Origin of the sequence: Arenibacter algicola (genome assembly GCF_000733925.1) — a bacterium.
Lineage (GTDB): Bacteria > Bacteroidota > Bacteroidia > Flavobacteriales > Flavobacteriaceae > Arenibacter > Arenibacter algicola.
In genome coordinates, this window is the sequence record NZ_JPOO01000003.1 from 778,672 (window position 1) to 797,439 (window position 18,768).

Sequence of the window (18,768 nt, forward strand, 5' to 3'; positions counted from 1 at the left end):
AGTTGAAGCAATACCCAATACTTTTAAAATTTTTGGCTCTATTACCATTGCAGTAAAATACGTTGGGCAGAGAATCCGGGGCCAAAACTCAACAATAGACCCTGATCCCCTTTAGGGATATCCTTTTCCATAAATCGCTCTAAAACATAAAGCACCGTGGCGCTGCTCATATTACCATATAAACGCAGTGTTTCCCGGGTATCCTCCAAATTCTTGCCCAATGCACCAAACAAATCCTCCACTGTCTCTACAATTTTCTTTCCTCCCGGATGAAAAATTAAATGATCCACTTTTTCAATACTACTACCATACCTCCTTAAAAATGGATGGATGACTTCTGGGAAATGTTCAAAAATCGTCTGGGGCACCAAGGGATCCAAAATCATTTTTAAACCCGAATTGGTTAAATCGAAACCCATCATTTGTGTAGCATTGGGAAAATGATACATTTCCTCCCCAACAATTCTTGGCCCCTTGGCGTCTTTTTCCGAGGATAACAATACACAGGCGGCCCCATCTCCAAAAATAGCGGCGCTTACCATATTTGCCATGGAATAGTCATTGAGCTGGAAAGTTGCAGTTGGACTTTCAACGGCCACAATGGCCGCCCTCTTTCCTGGGTTGGATCTCAAAAAATTACTGGCATATATTAAACCGGAAACACCTGCTGCGCAGCCCATCTCCGTAACGGGTAATCGCACAATATCTTTCCTGAGGTCCAAATCATTAATAAGATAAGCATCCAAGGACGGAATCATAATTCCTGTACAGCTAACAGTAATTATATAATCCAGGCTGTCTGCCGACCACCCACTTTTAACAAGTGCCTGTTGTAGAACAGTTCGTCCCAACTTCTTGACCTCACGGATATAGACATTGTTTTTATCTTCAAAAGAAGTAGCTTCAAAAACCTCTTCAGGGCTCATTATACTGTAGCGTTTGTCTACAGCCGCCCCTTCAAAAATTTTAAGCACTTTACGCTGTAACCGATCATCCTGTCCGTACAGCCATTTCTTCACAAAAGGTAAAATATCCTTGGTGTTTCTACTGTATTGTGGCAATGATTTGGTTACTGCAACTATCCTAGTCCCTTCCATACGGCAACTGTTTTCCCTTTATTCTCATTATCCATAGGTATCTAAATGCCCATCTCCAACAAATATCATGTTCCACATGGGGCAGATTAATGGAAAGATCTTCCAAATCCAATTTGGTGAACGCGCTTTTTATGGAAACCAAACCATCATGTTTCGCAATCTTTGTTTTTATAAAAATAAGGCTAAACAGCTTAAAAAGATAATAGGAAACTTTACTTCTTTGCAAATCATTTATAACAATGCCCAATCTGCTCAGTTTTACAAATTGATCCAGAAAAAGAGGTATATCCTTAGAATCAAAATGATGCATGGTTAGCGTGCAAAGTAAAATATCACATTGTAGTTTTTTTGCTTCCGGCCCCAAAATATCCAATTCCAGGAACCTTATATTGGAATAGTCTTTAGAGTTTTCTTTGGCCAGCGCAATAGATTTCGAATTTAAATCTACCCCTATTAGATTTAGTTTTATAGGTTTGTTCCTGTAAAATGCGGCAACTTTAGCCAACATGGCCCCATCCCCACAACCCATATCCATAATTGTATAGGAATTTTGGGGATTTTCTTGAATTATTTTTTCAATAGCCCGTATGGAAAGGGAAAAACCTTGTAAAACGGTATTGACCCTATTTATGTCCGCATAAACTTTCTGCAACAAAAGGGTATCCAATAAAGGATCGTCCATAAGCTCTCTGCCGCAACTACGTCTTTTAAAATTCATTAACTCTGGATAATTTGTCCATGGGTATTTTTGATAAGCTTATTTACAATATAGGGAGAATTAGTCAATATCCCCATTGCTAAATTGGATAGCCTTGGATTCAGCAATACCGCTTGCAACTGCCTGCCCATCCACAACCTCTTGGCAAACATATGCTTCCATTCGGTTTCATAATCCATCTCCAACCTGGACCGATTCTGCATTCCGTTTTTAAAATAAGCATGTATAGCTTCCGAGGCAATTTTAGCACTATGGATTGCCATGGCCATACCATTGCCGCACAAAGGATGTATAAGACCCGCAGTATCCCCACACATAAAAATATGATTCTCCACTGGCTTTTTTTTATGAAATGAAATCTGTCCTATGGTCAGTGGTTGCTCAAATAAGATCTCGGCATCATTTAGAAATTTGCCAAGATATGGGTTCCTAGCAATAATATTCTGATTAAAACCGGTAATATCCTTCTCTTTTTTAAAACTATCGTAAGAAACCAGATAACAGAAATTTACGGCCCCGTTCTCCGTTTTGGAAAGTCCCCCGTAACCACCCCTGAAATTATGGATAGCCACTAAGTTATCAGGAAAGGAGTCTAACTTATAATGCGCCTTTACAGCCAACCATGGGGATTTTTTCTGAATAAAGTGGCGCTTTAGATCTTTATCCAAAACCCCTCTTTTTCCATAGGCTCCAATAACAAATTTGCTGATGTATTCCTGACCCGATTCCACACCGACCCTAAAATTGTCATTTTCATAGCTAATGGAGGTTACACTTTTAGTGAAAACAATTACTCCTAAATCCATTGCCCTTTTGTACAAAAGATGGTCAAAAGTATATCTACTAAGACCAAAGCCTCCCATAGGCAGTTTAGCCTTCAAGGCCTTCCCCTTTTCTAGACTCAGGAGCATTTCATTAAATTGAAAGGTTTGTGGCAATGAAATTCCCAAAAACTCCAAATAAGGAATCACTTCGTTGGAAACATACTCTCCGCAAACTTTATGATGGGGATACGGTTTACTTTCAAAAACAGCCACATTGTAGTTTTCCCTTCGCAAGTGTATGGCTGCGGTTAAACCTGCAAGGCCTCCCCCCACAACAATGACATCAAAATTATCCATCAACAAAAGGTACAGAAAATAAACAAAAAAACCCGACGATAGACGTCGGGTTTTATATAAGAAAGTTTTTTTACTGTTTCGCTTTTTGGAGGGCTTCCTGTTGTAGAGCTTCATTGGCCACAATAACCAATTCTACCCTACGGTTTTTAGCTTTACCGGCAGCTGTACTGTTATCGGCCTTGGGTTGCGTCTCACCATACCAGGTTGTAGTTAACCTACTCCCTGAAATACCATTGGTAATTAAGTAATTGGTTACAGACTGTGCCCGTTGTTTGGATAAGTTTAAATTGTAATCATCGGGTCCGGCACTATCGGTATGGCCTTCCACCAATATATTGGTGTCCGGGTATTCTTTTAAGATCCCTACCAATCTATCCAATGTTGTTGCCGAAGTACCCTTAACATCAGATTTATTGGTGTCAAAATAAACACCGGCATCCTCATTAAAGGTTACATTTATTCCTTCGCCAACCCTGGTAACCTCTGCTCCTGGAATCTCTTCTTCAATTCGTTCTGCCTGACGGTCCATTCTGTCCCCAATATAACCACCGGCAACACCACCTACCACTGCTCCAATGATAGCTCCCAAGGCTGTATTGTTTCCTTTTCCGACATTATTGCCGAGAACACCTCCAATTACCGCTCCGCCGGCAGCACCTGTTGCTGCCCCCCTTTGCTTATGACTTGTATTCTTTACTGCTTGACAGCTACTGAACGTAGCTAGAATCATCATTATGGATAAACTGCTTACTATTATTTTTTTCATTTGATTTCTTGTTTAAAATTAATCCCAAAGTTCTTAGGACGAACGCATCCATCAGAACAGAAATCATGCCAATTCCGGCTTATCCGTATAGCGGCATGAATATATCTTAATGTTTATTATTAATTACGGTAGATCGTTTTTAGTAAATTCATAAACCACGGTCAACGGTTGTCCCTCTACAGCTACTTTTGAGGTCAATCTCAGCTGTTGATCGGTGAGTTGTTCAATGTCCAATCTATATCCCAAACCTCCGGAAATATCCTTATACTTCTCGTCTATAAACTTAAACTGTAACTGACTTGTCATTCCTGGTCTATCCACAACCGACCAACGGATAAAGCGCTCCGCTCCATCGCAATTACCACCGCCACCCAACATATAACTGCCGGTACTGTTATTGTTTCTAAAAAACCAGGTGCTACCTTCAAAACAAGTAGCATCGGAATCATTAAAAAGTACCGATTTAAATTTTCCCTCCCCCCCTTGATAGGAAACATTGTTTAAAATCCAGTTACCGGTCAAAACACTTCTATCTTGCCTTGCCGCCTTGGATACGGAACAGGAGGTAACGAGACCGGCCATAATCAACATTAAAAATACAAGCTTTCTTAATTGCATAATTTTCATATTTATAATTTGAACATATATACGTTGGAAGTGTGAAAAAAGTATGATGCTCCGGTATTAATTTCAAAGATTTAAACTAATAGCTTCAGGCACAGAATATTCCCAACAATTTATTTTTTCAAAGTTATTGCAAACGGCGACAATCAGTTTGCTCTTATAAAAAAATAATTGACTTTACCCCAATTGGGAATCAGTGGCAATTACAGGGTACCAGCCTAACTATAGCAGATGATATTCCTAAAAAAACAAGGGAAAGCATTGCTTTCCCTTGTGCATTAACAGCCAAAACTCTAATATTAAAACCAACAAACAGACTGCTAACAAAACAACTTCATAATTTTCCCAAAATCTGGGTATATAGTTTTTCCTTTAATTTGTGTGACGCCTGTAAAATACCCGCATATAGGTTACGATATTCTTCGTGCTTGTTCACATAGTATATATCGCACTCCATATCTTCGCATTCATGTAAATTGACCATTGAACTCTTATATCTGTAGAATACACCCAGATGTAATTTGTTTTCCAAGGTCAATTCTTTCAGGTTACCAATCATATCATCATCATTCGACAATTTCTTGGCGATGTTGATCAAGATTTCCAACTCCCTACCATTGTTAACCAAATGTTCTATCCAATTGCTCAGCTCCAGGGCATCTTTTTTGGCAATTAATTTATCGTCCGAATCATGCTCATAAAACACTTCCATAATTACAATAAAATATCAGAGTTAATAGTGTTGTGTTCTTGCTTTACATCTGCCACTTTAAGGGTTTGTTCCCCATTCCTAAACTCCCAAACAATATCGTCCCCTTTGGCATAGCCAATAACGGCTGCCCCCATTGGTGTTAGAATTGAGATTTTACTATTCTTGAAATCGCCCTGTGATGGAATCACCAATTGGAATTGTTTTGACCATCCATTAACCGCTTGGATGGTAACAATGGAATTGAACCTAATGACATCTTTGGGCATTTCCCCCTCATTATAAACAACCGCAGATTTCAACTCTTCAGTCAACTTTTCAATGGAACTCTTATAAGTATTATCCGTGTAAAACCCGGATACATTTACCAAGCGTTTTAAAAGGACAAATTCCTTCTCCTCCAACACTAAATTTCCGTACTTCATAATTCTGTGTTTTTTAATTTTATTTATGGAAATATCCCTCTTTGAACATAGGCCTTTTCTATTCTCTCAATAGCTATGACATAGGCCGCAGTCCTCATATCCCCATCCCTATTTTCGGCCGTTTCATAAACCTTTTCAAAGACTTCCTTCATTTTCTTTTCCAGCTTCGCCAATACTTCCTCCAATTGCCATAATTCTCCGTTTCTATTCTGGAGCCACTCAAAATAACTGCCAATTACACCTCCGGAATTACATAGGATGTCCGGTATAATACCCACTCCATTTTTCAACAATATCTCCTCACCTTCCACATCGGTAGGTCCGTTTGCCCCTTCCGCTATTAAAAATGCCTTGATCTTAGTTGCGTTCTCAGCTGTAATTTGATTTCCTAAGGCCGCAGGAATACATATATCGCAGTCCAATTCAAAAAAATGGTCCTTTTCTACAACTTGGGCGTTGTCATAGCCTACAATACTGCCTTTGTTACCTTGCATATACTGGTACAACTTGGATACTTCAATACCATCGCTGTTCGTAATACTACCATAAGCATCCTGCACTCCTACCAATTTAGCACCTTCGTTTTCCAAAAAATAGGCAGTCCAATAACCCACATTCCCAAATCCCTGTACAATAAACCTCTTATTCTTGAGGTCGACCTTTTTCTTTTCGGCCCAATATTTTATGTTCAGAAAAACGCCATAGCCTGTAGCCCTATCCCTGCCTTCAGAACCACCGGAACCCAAGGGTTTTCCGGTTACCACATGCTGATTTTTAGACCTTTCGGCCGGAGATTTTGTAGACATATACGTATCCACAATCCAGGCCATGGTTTGTGAATTTGTATTTACGTCCGGGGCAGGTATATCGTGCTCGGGACCAATGTTATCACCTAATGCATATGTAAACCTTCTGGTAATCCTTTCCAATTCGGCAGTAGAATATTTGGAGGGATCAATTTGTATTCCTCCCTTTGCTCCACCATAGGGCAGACCTGCCAAAGAAGTTTTCCAGGTCATCCACATTGCAAGGGCTTTTGCCGCATCAATATCTACGGTTGGGTGATAACGAAGTCCACCTTTATAAGGTCCCAAAGCGTTATTGTGCTGTACCCGATATCCGGTAAAAACTTCAACATCCCCATTATCCATTTTAACTGGGAAATGTATCAGCAATTCATTATTGGTGATGCTAAGTATTTTTCTAATATTACTATTTAGGTTAATAATATCGGCAGCATGATTGAATTGACGCATCACGTTCTCCAACATGCCCTGTTTCGATGCTGTTTTTGACTTTGTAATCATAAATTTCTTTTTAGAATAATGTCACTTCACTTTTAAAAACCAAATTATTTCTACCAAATACTGCCCTTGAATCCGCTGATTCAAATTCATTGCAGTTCCAAATATGTTTTTTGTTTTTTGTAAGTACACATGTTTTGAAATACTCACAACTTGGACATAAACTAGTGCTGTTTCCCATAACCGTGTATTTTAGTAACACGGTAAAGGCAACTAGGGTGCCACAAAACCAGAGAGAGAATTATTGTACATTCAAACAACTGTAAATCAATACATTAATTTGAAATGAACACTGTTCTATTGAATACGGAGATGGGATATTTTCCTCAGTCGGGTAAATAATACCCATCTGAAACAAGGAATTTATTGGATTTTTTGACGCAGTGTTTTGCGATCTATCTGAAGAATTTCTGCTGCTTTGGATTTATTATTGTCGGTGGCCTCCAACACTTTTAAGATATATTTTTTTTCAACTTCTTTTAATGGCAATAGGTTGTCTTCGGGAAAATCTATCTTATATTTCAAATTGTCTGGCAAATTGTCGATTTCGATTCTCTTATCGCACATTATTACAGCCCTTTGAATTACGTTTTCCAATTCCCTAATATTCCCAGGCCATGGATACCGAAATAAAAGCTCCAAAGCCTCGGGTGCAATAGTTACCAATCTATCCTTATACTCCACTCCGTATTTTAAAAGAAACTTGTTCACCAACAAGGGAATATCTTCTTTGCGCTCCCGGAGGGAAGGCACATTTATTTCCACAACGGTCAACCTATAATAAAGGTCTTCCCTAAACAATTTTTTTTGTACTTGGGAATATAAATTGCTATTGGTGGCCGCAATAACCCGGATGTCTATTTTTTCTATTTTTTGAGACCCTACCTTCACCACTTCTTTTTCCTGCAAGGCCCGTAACAATTTGGATTGAACGGACAGGGATGCATTGCCTATTTCATCCAAAAATAAGGTACCCTTGTCCGCTGCCTGAAAAAAACCATTGCGATTTTCATTGGCCCCCGTAAAAGCCCCCTTGGCATAACCAAAAAGCTCGGCTTCCAATAGACTTTCAGGAATGGCCCCACAGTTTACCGCAACAAACGGCGCCCTGGAGAATTTTCCCATATAATGTACAGAACGGGCAACCAATTCCTTCCCGGTGCCACTTTCCCCATTAATCAGGACCGTTGCCTTGTTGTCTTTCACCCTATCGATAATATCGGTCACTTTTTTTATGGCCTCGGATCTACCAATAAGTTCCCCATAAGCATCAACATTATTATTTTTAGAGGCTGAATGACCGTTTGACCCTGCCTTGCTAGGGGAATTGCCCTTGAACGATTTTAATACCGCCTGCTTTAATTCCTCTTTGGTAAAAGGTTTGACCAAATAATCCAAGGCCCCTGATTTTAGAACACTCATTGCGTCATCTACCGACGGATAACCGGTAACCACTAATTTTGGTAACTTGGGATAATGTTCGGAAACGTATTTAACCAGCTGCAGCCCATCAACATCCGGCATTTTAAGGTCTGTAATCAAAAGGTCTATTTTGGAATCTTTTAATATCACCAAGGCCTCTTTAACAGAAACAGCCTTATAGGTATGGTAATTAAAAGATTGAAGGTGTCTATGGATCAATTCCAATATATTTACATCATCATCTACGATCAATACATTCTCTTTATTAAAACCCATAATCTTATATTTTCGGAAAATTAACGGTAAATATAGCCCCTTTAGGTTTGTTGGATCTATACTTTATGGTCCCTTTATGACTTTTTACTATACCATGAACTACGCTTAACCCCAATCCGGAACCTTCACCAACCGGTTTGGTACTAAAAAACGGTTCAAAGATCTTATCACTAATTTTGGAATCTATACCTGGCCCTTCATCCGTGATGCATATTTCAATATTTTTATCGGTTTCCTTTACCTCTATTTTAATCTTGCCTTTAACAGGGGAAAAATAAATGGCATTAAGCACCAAATTAAAAACTACCTGAGTCAACTGAATGGTATCTACCCGTAGAAAAATAGGTTGGTCACTCAAATTGAGATGGTGAACAATTTTCTTTTTCTTAAAACTGGGCTCCATTAAATTAACAGCATTCGTTATTATGGGGCCTATATTGACCAAGGACATCTGCTGGGGCATTTCACAGGCAAAGAACATGAGCTTTTTAACCACTTCCCTGGAAAATATAGCACTATTTATTATTTTATCGACATCCTTAGCGGCTTGGGTGTCCTGAGTTATCCTAGTTTTCAATAATTCGGCAAATCCAAGTATATTCGCCAATGGGGTATTTAGTTCATGGGCGATCCCAGCAGTAATTTCACCTAAAATACCAAGGCGGTCGGCCCTTTCCATTTTACGCTTGATAATTATCTCATTGTCCTTGATCTGTTTTCTTTCCAAAAGATTGCCCACCTCCAAACACACATTTTGAAGCAATTTTTCTTCTTCCTGCAAAAAGTCATCCTTGGTATATTTTGGCCCAGGATAGGCCACGTGTATTTCACCTACTTTCTTATTAAAAACCATAACATTGGACTCCAACGACACAGGATCATCCGGAAAATCTGGCGTGACTATATTATACTGGTCAGAAATGAGTTTCACTTGGGCAACGTCACTAAAAAGCCAAGCTTTCTGCAAACAATGTAGAATTCCCTTCAGGGCATCTTCAACCTGTTCATAGTCGCAATTCACGATTATAGAGGTTACCTCATATAAACAAGTAAGCTCCTTTATACGCTCCTTGAGTTTTTCTTCTGCTGTAATCATCTGCATATTGATCAATTTTAATTTTCGGGAGATATCTAATAGGATAACAAATTTAAAAGCTCCTGTCCAAATCTTTCTTTGGGCAAATAATTATTTTCCAAATTTTTGGAAAAAGGAATGGGCGTCTCCAAACTGGCAACCCGTTTTACAGGTGCATCCAAGAACTCAAAACAGTTTTCCACCACCAAAGCGCAAATGTCACTGGCCACACCCCCAAACAAACTATCCTCTTGTAAAATAATAAGTTTGCCTGTTTTTTTTACAGAGGTATAAATTGCATCCATATCCATGGGCTGCAAGGTCCTTAAATCAATCAGATCGGCCTTTATATCGGGATTGTCATTTAGTGACTCCAGTGCCCAATGCACACCCAAGCCATAGGAAACCACAGTAATATCCGCACCTTCCCTCAATAGGGATGCCTTACCAAAAGGCAGCGTATAATAATCCTCGGGCACGTCTTGGTAAATATTCCTATAAAGTCCTTTATGTTCAAAAAACAATACCGGATTGGGATCATTGATGGAAGTGGCCAAAAGGCCCTTTGCATCATATGGAAAGGCCGGATAGACCACTTTTAATCCCGGAGTCTTTGTAAACCAAGCTTCATTGGTCTGTGAATGAAAAGGTCCAGCCCCCATCCCTGCCCCACAGGGCATCCGTATAACAACATCTGCATGTTCACCCCAACGGTAATGTACTTTGGCCAAATAGTTTACCACAGGATTAAATCCTGTACTTACAAAGTCGGCAAACTGCATTTCCACTACCGATTTCACTCCGTTTATGGAAAGGCCCATTGCGGCAGAAACCACTGCCGATTCACATATTGGGGTATTCCGGACACGGTCCTTTCCAAAAGCCTCCACAAAACCCTCGGTAATCTTAAACACTCCGCCATAATCTGCAATATCCTGCCCCATAACCACGAGGTTTTCGTGCCTTTCCATAGACTGTTTCAATCCTTGGGAAACCGCATCGATCAACCTAATATTTTTAGTTGTGGAATTATGATTAATCTGCTGATAATCAAACTCTTTATAAACATCCTTTAATTCCTTTGTTTCATCTACTTCAATCTCATTCTCCGCAAAGGCTTTTTTTAGATCGTAGTCTATTTCAGCATATATTTCATTTTTAAATGTTTCTATCAAATGGGCCGAAAGAATCTTTTCCTCCAAAAGAAAGTTTTCAAAATTAACAATGGGATCCTTTTCTTCCCAGGCATCCAACAATTGCTGTGGGACATATTTGGTTCCACTGGCTTCCTCATGGCCACGCATTCTAAATGTTCTAAATTCCAACAAAACGGGCCTAGGGTTTTTCCGCATACTATTACAAATAAAATCGACCTGGGAATATACTTCCAAAATATTGTTGCCCTCTACGATATGCGATTCCATTCCGTAACCTATCCCTTTGTCCGCCAAATTTTCACATCTGTATTGCTCGTTTGTCGGGGTAGACAATCCATAACCGTTGTTCTCTATACAAAATAGAACAGGCAAATCCCATACCGCAGCAAGATTTAAGGCCTCATGGAAATCGCCCTCGCTTGTCCCCCCCTCTCCCGTAAAAACTGCAGTTACCTTATTATTCTGTTTCAGAAGGTCTGCAAGGGCTATCCCGTCGGCTACCCCCAACTGTGGACCCAAATGGGATATCATCCCTACAATTTTATATTCTTGGGTACCAAAGTGAAAACTTCTGTCCCTACCATTGGTAAAGCCATTGCCTTTACCCTGCCATTGGGAGAAAAGTCGGTGTAAAGGTATATTTCTTGTGGTAAAAACACCAAGATTGCGGTGCATGGGCAAGATGTATTCATCAGGCCTTAAGGCACTGGTAACCCCTACCGCTATTGCTTCCTGTCCTATGCCACTAAACCATTTGCTTATTTTTCCCTGGCGTAGAAGAATCAACATTTTCTCCTCTATCAAACGTGGTTTAAGCATCCGTTGATAAAGTTTCAGTTGCATGGCCTTATCAACACTATCTCCTTTATATTGCATGTTATGTTTTTATTCTTTTTGGCTTAAATAATTTATAAATGTAACAAAACAGAAAAACAAAGTCGAATAATATTTCAAGAAGATTGGCCATATTTATTAACTTTGATTTTATTAAAAATAATGATGATGAGTGCAATACCAAGTGTAAATCTTGAAGATTTTATATCCAACGATAAAAATAGAAAAGAAAAATTCATAAAAGAGATAGGAAGTGCCTTCGAGAATATTGGATTCGTAGCATTAAGTGGTCATTTTTTGTCCGAAAAATTGGTAGACGATCTGTATTCCGAAATCAAGAAATTTTTCCACCTACCACAAGAAGTCAAGGATAAATATGAAATTCCAGGGATTGGGGGACAAAGGGGATATACTTCTTTTGGTAAAGAACATGCCAAAGGAAAAAAAGAAGGGGATTTAAAGGAATTTTGGCATTTTGGCCAGTATGTAGAAAATAACCCAAAATTGGAAAAGGAATATCCTGCCAATGTAGAGGTCCAAGAGTTGGCTGATTTTAATGCCACCGGTAAGGAAACCTATAAAATGTTGGAAAAAACGGCAAAGTACGTTTTGCGTGCACTTGCCCTTCATTTAGACTTGGAGGAAACCTATTTTGACGATTATATTAAAAATGGAAATTCCATTTTAAGACCAATACATTACCCCCCCATAAAGGATGAACCAAAAAATGCCGTTAGAGCTGCTGCCCATGGGGATATTAATTTAATTACCCTTTTAATGGGAGCCCATGGAAAGGGACTACAGGTAAAAAACCACGACGGGGAATGGGTAGATGCAATTGCCCGGCCAGATCAATTGATGATCAACGTGGGGGATATGCTTTCCCGTTTAACCAATAATAAATTAAAATCTACCATTCACCAGGTGGTAAATCCCCCCAGGGAACTATGGGGTACTTCCAGGTATTCCGTACCGTTTTTTATGCATCCCATTAGCGAAATGCCTTTAAATTGTTTAGAGAATTGTGTGGATAGGGACCATCCAAAACAATTTGAGGACATTACAGCTGGCGAGTTTTTGCATGAAAGACTGATCGACTTAGGCCTAATTACGAAGTAGATTAGAAGTAATCAAAACTTAATAATAGCCTAGAACGTGAACTATTTTTAGTATTAACAATTTAACCTTGGACACTATGAAAAAAGTAATTTTACCAGTCGTATTATTGGCGGTTATGGCATTTGGAGTAGTTAAATCTACGCTGACAGACGCCGAACGGGAATTTGCCGTAAAAGAATTGACAAAATCCCATGATCATTTTTTAAATACTTTGGAGGGTTTAAATGAAGCGCAACTCAATTACAAGATAACGGATGATTCCTGGTCCATTGCCGAGTGTGCGGAGCATATTGCAATTTCAGAAAATATGATCTTTGGTATGCTTCAGGGTACTTTGGCCAATGAGCCAGACCCTTCCAAACGTGCAGAAGTAAAAGTTTCTGATGAGGGATTAATTGCCATGATAGAAGACCGCAGCAACAAAGTAAAAACTAGCGAGCCTTTTGAACCCTCTGGGAAATATGGCAGTTTTGAAGAAACAGTGGAGGAATTTAAAACCAAGAGGAAAGAACATATAGAATATGTTAAAAGTACTCAGGACGACCTTCGAAACCGATACCAACAACTTCCTTTTGGGACCGTTGATGCCTATCAAATACTTTTGTTTATGTCCGGTCATACGGAAAGACATATTAAGCAGATGGAGGAAGTAATGGACGACGAAGACTTTCCAATGGATTAAATAACATCTAAATCAAAATGACCCATTCCGACCAAAATCCCAATTTGTGAAGGATGGGTTTTGATTTTGGCGTTGAAATACTATTTTAGCATAATTTTTAAAATTTACAATGGACTTAAAGGATCAATTGAAGAATCTATTTCCGGATCATGAGCCAACAGAGGATGAGCAGAAAAAAGATGTTGAAAATGAAATTTGGTTGCAGGAAGAACCTATTATTTGCAAGTATGAAAAAAGAAAGGGAAAACCAATAACCATATTGGAGGGGTACACCGGAGCAGACGAAGATTTTAAAAAATTAGCCAAGGAACTTAAAACCAAACTTAGTGTAGGCGGAAGTTTTAAGGATGATTCTATAATTATTCAAGGAGATTATAGAGATAAAATAATGAAAATATTACAGGAAAAAGGATTTAAAGTAAAACGCGTTGGAGGTTAGATTTTTGTTAATTATTTTCTGATATTAAGATAAAACACTACTTTTATTAGCCACAACCTAAACCACCATTACAATGAGTTCCCAATTACACATAACAAACGGTGATATACTCACCAATAAATTGAACACCCTTAAATTGGAAGGGGATATTATTACCTGGCGTGAAATGTTATGTGAAGGTAAGACCGAAACCAATGTTGGCAGCGAATCATTTTGGAAAACCAGGTTCGAGTTTTTAAATAAGAACTATAAGATTTCCAAAACGTGGTTTATTGATAAGACTTTAAAAGAATACCGCACCCTCTGTAACCACAAACAGGAAGACCGTATTGTACTTTGGTTCGATTTCGATCTTTTTGATCAAATAAATATGTTGGCGGTAATTAGCTGGTTAAAGACCCATAGGCCTTATGCCGAAATATCTTTGGTATCCAGTGAAGGAGAAGAAGATTCCTTGGATATATTAGGACTAGGAGAATTAACCGATGAGCAATTACGAAAATTATACACCAATCGTACTCTTTTAACTCAGGACGATATAGAATACGCCGATTATGTTTGGCAGTTGTACTGTAGCGACAACCCCATTAGATTGGAAAACCTTAAGGATTTTGACAGTTTTCAGTTCTCCCACCTTTCCGGTGCTATAGAAGCCCACCTGATGCGTTTCCCAACCATTAGAAACGGTCTCAATGAAGTAGAAAACAATATATTGCGCTTGGCACGCAGTGCCAAACCAAAGACCAAACTGGAATTATTGAACACGGTCTTGAGAAACCAAGGGCGTTATGGTTTTGGCGATACCCAATACGAGCGTGTAATAACCAAGTTAAAACCTCTTTTTACCAATTTAAGTCCTGTTAAACTTTCAAAAAAAGGTATGGAAATCCTGGAAGGAAAAACCAGCTACTACTCCTGTATCCAAGAAAATGATGCCTATTTAGGCGGTGCCTTAAAATATAATTTCCTCTATAACTCTGAAACGAACCGCATACTAAAATTGTAAAATGAAAATTGGTTCTTCAGAGCTAATCCTAAACGCAGACCAAAGCGTATATCATCTTAATTTATTACCCCAAGACCTAGCAGACACCGTAATTACCGTTGGAGATCCCGATAGGGTAAAGCGCGTTTCCCAGTTTTTTGATAAGATCGACTTAAAAAAAGGAAAACGGGAATTCCTGACCCATACGGGATGGCTGAACAACAAGCGTATATCCGTAATTTCAACCGGTATCGGCACGGACAATATAGACATTGTCCTAAATGAACTGGATGCCCTGGTCAACATTGATTTTGAAACCAGGACCGTAAAAAAAGATAAAACCCGATTGGATATTATTAGAATAGGGACTTCTGGAGCCATTCAGCCCGATATTCCCGTAGATTCCTTTTTGATAAGCGAATACGCCATTGGCCTGGACAGTCTTTTGCATTTTTACGACAGTGTACATATTCAACACCCAGAAATTCAGGAAGCATTTTTAAAGCACACCAAATGGCTGAAAGAAAAGTCTAGCCCCTATGTGGTAGCATATGACAAAGACTTGGGAGCCCAGTTCGTCTCGGACAATATGCAACTTGGATTTACCGCTACAAATGTTGGGTTCTACGGGCCTCAGGGCAGAAGTTTACGATTAAAATTGGAAGATGACAACATGAATGCCAAACTGGCCAGTTTTAACTACAAAAATAAACGCATTACCAATTTGGAAATGGAGACCTCCGGCATTTATGGCTTGGCAAAGTTATTGGGTCACAGGGCCGTTTCCTTAAACTGTATTTTGGCAAATAGGCCAAACGGACAGTTTTCATCAAGACCGGATTTGGCGATAGACGAACTGATAAAATATGCCCTGAACAAGATAGCCTAAAGTTACAATAGTTAAAAAGACAATTAATTGAATGTAAGTGCTTTAATATGTGCTATATATACCAAAAATTAAAAACATCATTATAGCCGGCACTCCTAATTAATTGACAAACCAGATAAAAATAATTGATTTGAAAAATGTAAATATCATAGGTGTTCCCGAACACTTTAATTTTCCCTGGCAATTAGCCATAGAAGAAGGCGCCTTCGGAGCCCGTGGAATAAACCTAAATTGGACAGATATCCCGGAAGGAACCGGTAAAATGGCTCAATTATTAAAAGATAACGAAACCGATCTGGCAATTATTTTGACCGAAGGGATCGTAAAAAGTATAAGCGAAGGGAATCCCTCGAAAATAGTTCAGGAATATATAGCTACTCCCCTCTTATGGGGCATCCACGTAGCTGCCAAAAGTAATTATAAGACCTTGGCCCATCTAAAAGACAAAACCGCAGCTATAAGTAGGTATGGGAGTGGCAGCCATCTAATGGCATACGTAAACGCACAAAACCAAGGTTGGAACACCCAAGATTTAAAATTTGAGGTAATCGACAATTTAAATGGTGCGGTGGCCAGTTTAACAGAGGGCAAGGCCGATTATTTTATGTGGGAGCGTTTTACTACAAAACCCTTGGTTGATCAAGGAGTATTTAGAAGAATTACAGACTGCCCAACCCCATGGCCTTGCTTCGTTATTGCCGCAACGGATAAGTTTATCACCGAAAATCCCGGAACCTTGAAACATATATTGGACATCATCAATATATATACCTCCGATTTTAAACGGATTCCCAGTATAGACCGGACCTTGGCCAACACTTATAACCAGCAACTGGAAGATATTGAACATTGGCTATCCCTAACGGAATGGGGACAAAATAATATCAGTAAAAAGAATTTGGAATTGGTACAAAACACCTTAAAGGACTTGAAGCTTATTGAAAAGATAACCCCAAGCAAGGAGATATTGTATAAGGGAACTTAAAAAGGGACAAACAGATTTTTTTTGATTTCTGGTCGCCTACTCGTAAAAATAGGTTTGGATTATACTTCTAAAATTGATATCCGACAAAGGTTTCTGAAGACATTCCTTAACACGTGGATTGGCCAAGGCCCTGTAGGTTAATTCCTCAGTACCATTGGCGGTCAATACAGCTATTACAATTTTTTCTTTTTCCTCTTTTCTAAAAAGTATATCAAAAGCCTCCAAAAATTGCCATCCGTTCATTATCGGCATTTCAATATCCAAAATCAAAAGAAAACTTCCTTGGTCTATATCATTTATGTTCGCCTCAATAAAATCCAACGCCCTATGACCATCCGTAACAGTATCAATATCCAGGTCAGGAATAAGTTTTTTTAAAAATAGTTTATTGAGCATATTGGTTGTTCCGTCGTCATCAACCAACAATACCCATTTTAATTTAGTAGAATTCATTAACCTATTAATATTTAATATCACAAATGCTAGTGTAAGTTTTACAATACAATTTCAAAAAAAGTACAAATATAGATTTAGTTAATACTACATTTTCGCTTTTGGACAAAAAAGTAATATAAATGTTCTTTCTAAAACTGAAATTTTGCAATAAAAAAGGAACCGTTTCTATACTTTATAGCCATATGACAGTTTTGTATAAATCCTAATCCATCAAAATTCAGATTACCAATTAATTGCTTGTCTTCCATTTTCCAATAATATTTTGTTGGTTTTACTAAAATGCCTGTTCCCAAACCAATACCCTCTATTGGCACTCAAGGGAGAAGGATGTCCGGAAGTCAAAATGTAATGTTTTTCCGTATTGATCAACTTGGCCTTCTTCTTGGCAAAACCTCCCCATAATAAAAATACCAACCCTTCCTTTTCATTGGATAATTTTTGGATAACGGTATCCGTAAAATACTCCCATCCCTTATTTTGGTGACTGCCAGCTTCTTGCGCCCGTACTGTTAAGGTGGCGTTCAGTAAAAGAACGCCTTGGTCTGCCCAATGTTCCAAATTTCCATTCTCAGGATAAGCTTTGCCCAAATCCGATTCAATTTCCTTAAATATATTGACCAACGAGGGTGGGTGCGCCACGCCCCCGTTTACGGAAAAACAAAGACCATTGGCCTGATTAGGTCCATGATAAGGATCTTGACCTATAATAACTACTTTGGTTTCTTCTAAGTGACAGTGATTAAAAGCGGAAAAAATATTATTCTCCTTTGGGTAGCATGTGTGTTTGGCATATTCCTCTTTAACAAAGGCCATAAGAGATTCAAAATAAGGTTTTTTTAACTCGGCAAGCAAAAGCTTGTGCCAACTATCATGCACACTAAAAGTCACTTATGATTTCATTTTATAATTGTTAAACAAAGAATTGATACCTTTCTGCAAGGAATAAAATCAAAAATAGTTAAAAAATAAAAATAATTTTCTTTAAAAGGTGATAACCTAATAAAAAATTACAGTAGTTAAACTTGCTTACCTTTGCTTTTAGTCATAAAAAATAATAAAGCCATAAATAAACCATTTTCAATTTCTATAGTCCTATAATGGAACTTAAGTCCAAAATGTTGATTGCGGAAGAAACTTTAGTAATACAATTAAAGCAAAAGGACCATCAGGCCAAGGCTTTTGAGGTGTTGGTGAGCACTTACAAGGAACGTCTGTATTGGCATATAAGACGAATTGTATTAAACCATGATGACACCGATGATGTATTGCAGAATACCTTTATAAAGGTTTTCAGAAATATCGATAGCTTTAAGGGTGACAGTAAATTATACTCCTGGATGTATAGAATAGCCACCAATGAGGCATTGTCATTTTTAAAATCCAAATCACAAAAATTTAAGATAAATAACGAGAAGTTGATGACCAAGGCAGTTGAAGATTTGAGGGCCGATGTCTATTTTGAAGGCGATGAAATTCAACTAAAATTACAAATGGCCATAGCAACACTTCCTGAAAAGCAAAAATTAATATTTAATATGAAATATTTTCAGGAGATGAAGTATGAAGAAATTTCAGAGATTTTAGAGACCTCCGTAGGTGGATTAAAAGCCTCCTATCATTTGGCATCAAAAAAGATCGAAGCTTTTTTGAAAGAAAATTAAACCTTTTATATTGTTCAAGGTCAA

Annotated in this window: 20 protein-coding genes; 7 read left to right on the top strand and 13 right to left on the bottom strand. The window is 38.4% G+C overall.

Translation table 11 applies throughout. From position 1 onward, the window contains the following. Window positions 1-41 precede the first annotated feature (41 nt). The 11 genes from U735_RS0113625 to U735_RS0113675 all read right to left on the bottom strand — a co-directional run bounded on the left by U735_RS0113625 (window position 42) and on the right by U735_RS0113675 (window position 11,570). Window positions 42-1,097, bottom strand: coding sequence for a type III polyketide synthase (locus U735_RS0113625; protein WP_031444351.1), 1,056 nt, complete (start codon window positions 1,095-1,097; stop codon window positions 42-44). After that, entirely contained in the window at window positions 1,084-1,815 is a 732-nt protein-coding gene (locus U735_RS0113630) for a methyltransferase domain-containing protein (RefSeq protein ID WP_031444352.1), read from the bottom strand. Before U735_RS0113630 ends, U735_RS0113625 begins: the two co-directional genes overlap by 14 nt. Beyond that, the gene (locus tag U735_RS0113635; protein WP_031444353.1) at window positions 1,815-2,936 is read right to left on the bottom strand and encodes an NAD(P)/FAD-dependent oxidoreductase; all 1,122 of its coding nucleotides are present in this window, start codon (window positions 2,934-2,936) and stop codon (window positions 1,815-1,817) included. The genes U735_RS0113630 and U735_RS0113635 overlap by 1 nt, the downstream gene beginning before the upstream one ends. A 70-nt stretch (window positions 2,937-3,006) precedes the next feature. Then, window positions 3,007-3,702 (bottom strand): OmpA family protein, encoded by a 696-nt coding sequence (locus tag U735_RS0113640; protein ID WP_031444354.1) that lies wholly within the window; start codon window positions 3,700-3,702, stop codon window positions 3,007-3,009. Window positions 3,703-3,825: 123 nt separating this feature from the next. Further along, window positions 3,826-4,320: a lipocalin-like domain-containing protein gene (locus tag U735_RS0113645; protein ID WP_031444355.1), complete on the bottom strand. Its 495-nt coding sequence runs from the start codon at window positions 4,318-4,320 to the stop codon at window positions 3,826-3,828. A gap of 340 nt (window positions 4,321-4,660) precedes the next feature. Continuing rightward, window positions 4,661-5,038, bottom strand: coding sequence for a hypothetical protein (locus U735_RS0113650; RefSeq protein WP_031444356.1), 378 nt, complete (start codon window positions 5,036-5,038; stop codon window positions 4,661-4,663). 2 nt (window positions 5,039-5,040) lie between these two features. After that, window positions 5,041-5,460 (bottom strand): GreA/GreB family elongation factor, encoded by a 420-nt coding sequence (locus tag U735_RS0113655; RefSeq protein ID WP_031444357.1) that lies wholly within the window; start codon window positions 5,458-5,460, stop codon window positions 5,041-5,043. 23 nt (window positions 5,461-5,483) lie between these two features. Beyond that, entirely contained in the window at window positions 5,484-6,767 is a 1,284-nt protein-coding gene (locus tag U735_RS0113660) for a Glu/Leu/Phe/Val family dehydrogenase (RefSeq protein ID WP_031444358.1), read from the bottom strand. 360 nt (window positions 6,768-7,127) lie between these two features. Further along, the gene (locus U735_RS0113665) at window positions 7,128-8,462 is read right to left on the bottom strand and encodes a sigma-54-dependent transcriptional regulator (protein ID WP_031444359.1); all 1,335 of its coding nucleotides are present in this window, start codon (window positions 8,460-8,462) and stop codon (window positions 7,128-7,130) included. Between the two features lie 4 nt (window positions 8,463-8,466). Further along, entirely contained in the window at window positions 8,467-9,564 is a 1,098-nt protein-coding gene (locus U735_RS0113670) for a sensor histidine kinase (protein ID WP_316933018.1), read from the bottom strand. 29 nt (window positions 9,565-9,593) lie between these two features. After that, window positions 9,594-11,570 (bottom strand): alpha-ketoacid dehydrogenase subunit alpha/beta, encoded by a 1,977-nt coding sequence (locus tag U735_RS0113675; protein ID WP_031444361.1) that lies wholly within the window; start codon window positions 11,568-11,570, stop codon window positions 9,594-9,596. Window positions 11,571-11,696: 126 nt separating this feature from the next. Between U735_RS0113675 and U735_RS0113680 the strand changes: the two genes are divergently transcribed. From U735_RS0113680 to U735_RS0113705, 6 genes are all read left to right on the top strand, one after another. Then, window positions 11,697-12,647, top strand: a complete 951-nt coding sequence (locus U735_RS0113680) for an isopenicillin N synthase family dioxygenase (RefSeq protein WP_031444362.1) — start codon at window positions 11,697-11,699, stop codon at window positions 12,645-12,647. 76 nt (window positions 12,648-12,723) lie between these two features. Then, window positions 12,724-13,329, top strand: coding sequence for a DinB family protein (locus U735_RS0113685; RefSeq protein ID WP_031444363.1), 606 nt, complete (start codon window positions 12,724-12,726; stop codon window positions 13,327-13,329). A 109-nt stretch (window positions 13,330-13,438) separates the two neighbouring features. Continuing rightward, on the top strand, window positions 13,439-13,768 hold the full coding sequence (locus tag U735_RS0113690) for a translation initiation factor (protein ID WP_031444364.1): 330 nt from the start codon (window positions 13,439-13,441) through the stop codon (window positions 13,766-13,768). 73 nt (window positions 13,769-13,841) lie between these two features. Beyond that, window positions 13,842-14,774: a DUF1835 domain-containing protein gene (locus U735_RS0113695; protein WP_031444365.1), complete on the top strand. Its 933-nt coding sequence runs from the start codon at window positions 13,842-13,844 to the stop codon at window positions 14,772-14,774. 1 nt (window position 14,775) lies between these two features. Then, complete coding sequence (locus U735_RS0113700; protein WP_031444366.1) at window positions 14,776-15,642, top strand: nucleoside phosphorylase; 867 nt, start codon at window positions 14,776-14,778, stop codon at window positions 15,640-15,642. Window positions 15,643-15,772: 130 nt separating this feature from the next. Beyond that, the gene (locus U735_RS0113705) at window positions 15,773-16,627 is read left to right on the top strand and encodes a substrate-binding domain-containing protein (protein WP_031444367.1); all 855 of its coding nucleotides are present in this window, start codon (window positions 15,773-15,775) and stop codon (window positions 16,625-16,627) included. Window positions 16,628-16,663: 36 nt separating this feature from the next. Here U735_RS0113705 and U735_RS0113710 read toward each other — a convergent pair whose 3' ends face one another. Together U735_RS0113710 and U735_RS0113720 are read right to left on the bottom strand one after the other, a co-directional pair. Then, window positions 16,664-17,080, bottom strand: coding sequence for a response regulator (locus tag U735_RS0113710; protein WP_031444368.1), 417 nt, complete (start codon window positions 17,078-17,080; stop codon window positions 16,664-16,666). 225 nt (window positions 17,081-17,305) lie between these two features. Beyond that, on the bottom strand, window positions 17,306-17,971 hold the full coding sequence (locus tag U735_RS0113720; RefSeq protein ID WP_031444369.1) for a uracil-DNA glycosylase: 666 nt from the start codon (window positions 17,969-17,971) through the stop codon (window positions 17,306-17,308). 209 nt (window positions 17,972-18,180) lie between these two features. Here U735_RS0113720 and U735_RS0113725 point away from each other — a divergent pair, with 209 nt between their 5' ends. Continuing rightward, window positions 18,181-18,744: an RNA polymerase sigma factor gene (locus U735_RS0113725; RefSeq protein WP_232233264.1), complete on the top strand. Its 564-nt coding sequence runs from the start codon at window positions 18,181-18,183 to the stop codon at window positions 18,742-18,744. Window positions 18,745-18,768: the final 24 nt, after the last annotated feature.

Excerpts from the sequence above, each read along its gene's own strand:
- U735_RS0113695 (WP_031444365.1), top strand. The coding sequence starts at position 13,842 with ATGAGTTCCCAATTACACATAACAAACGGTGATATACTCACCAATAAA.
- U735_RS0113650 (WP_031444356.1), bottom strand. The coding sequence starts at position 5,038 with ATGGAAGTGTTTTATGAGCATGATTCGGACGATAAATTAATTGCCAAA.
- U735_RS0113665 (WP_031444359.1), bottom strand. The coding sequence starts at position 8,462 with ATGGGTTTTAATAAAGAGAATGTATTGATCGTAGATGATGATGTAAAT.
- U735_RS0113635 (WP_031444353.1), bottom strand. The coding sequence starts at position 2,936 with ATGGATAATTTTGATGTCATTGTTGTGGGGGGAGGCCTTGCAGGTTTA.
- U735_RS0113710 (WP_031444368.1), bottom strand. The coding sequence starts at position 17,080 with ATGAATTCTACTAAATTAAAATGGGTATTGTTGGTTGATGACGACGGA.
- U735_RS0113625 (WP_031444351.1), bottom strand. The coding sequence starts at position 1,097 with ATGGAAGGGACTAGGATAGTTGCAGTAACCAAATCATTGCCACAATAC.
- U735_RS0113690 (WP_031444364.1), top strand. The coding sequence starts at position 13,439 with ATGGACTTAAAGGATCAATTGAAGAATCTATTTCCGGATCATGAGCCA.
- U735_RS0113675 (WP_031444361.1), bottom strand. The coding sequence starts at position 11,570 with ATGCAATATAAAGGAGATAGTGTTGATAAGGCCATGCAACTGAAACTT.
- U735_RS0113660 (WP_031444358.1), bottom strand. The coding sequence starts at position 6,767 with ATGATTACAAAGTCAAAAACAGCATCGAAACAGGGCATGTTGGAGAAC.
- U735_RS0113680 (WP_031444362.1), top strand. The coding sequence starts at position 11,697 with ATGAGTGCAATACCAAGTGTAAATCTTGAAGATTTTATATCCAACGAT.
- U735_RS0113640 (WP_031444354.1), bottom strand. The coding sequence starts at position 3,702 with ATGAAAAAAATAATAGTAAGCAGTTTATCCATAATGATGATTCTAGCT.
- U735_RS0113670 (WP_316933018.1), bottom strand. The coding sequence starts at position 9,564 with ATGCAGATGATTACAGCAGAAGAAAAACTCAAGGAGCGTATAAAGGAG.
- U735_RS0113655 (WP_031444357.1), bottom strand. The coding sequence starts at position 5,460 with ATGAAGTACGGAAATTTAGTGTTGGAGGAGAAGGAATTTGTCCTTTTA.
- U735_RS0113645 (WP_031444355.1), bottom strand. The coding sequence starts at position 4,320 with ATGCAATTAAGAAAGCTTGTATTTTTAATGTTGATTATGGCCGGTCTC.
- U735_RS0113725 (WP_232233264.1), top strand. The coding sequence starts at position 18,181 with ATGGAACTTAAGTCCAAAATGTTGATTGCGGAAGAAACTTTAGTAATA.
- U735_RS0113630 (WP_031444352.1), bottom strand. The coding sequence starts at position 1,815 with ATGAATTTTAAAAGACGTAGTTGCGGCAGAGAGCTTATGGACGATCCT.
- U735_RS0113700 (WP_031444366.1), top strand. The coding sequence starts at position 14,776 with ATGAAAATTGGTTCTTCAGAGCTAATCCTAAACGCAGACCAAAGCGTA.
- U735_RS0113685 (WP_031444363.1), top strand. The coding sequence starts at position 12,724 with ATGAAAAAAGTAATTTTACCAGTCGTATTATTGGCGGTTATGGCATTT.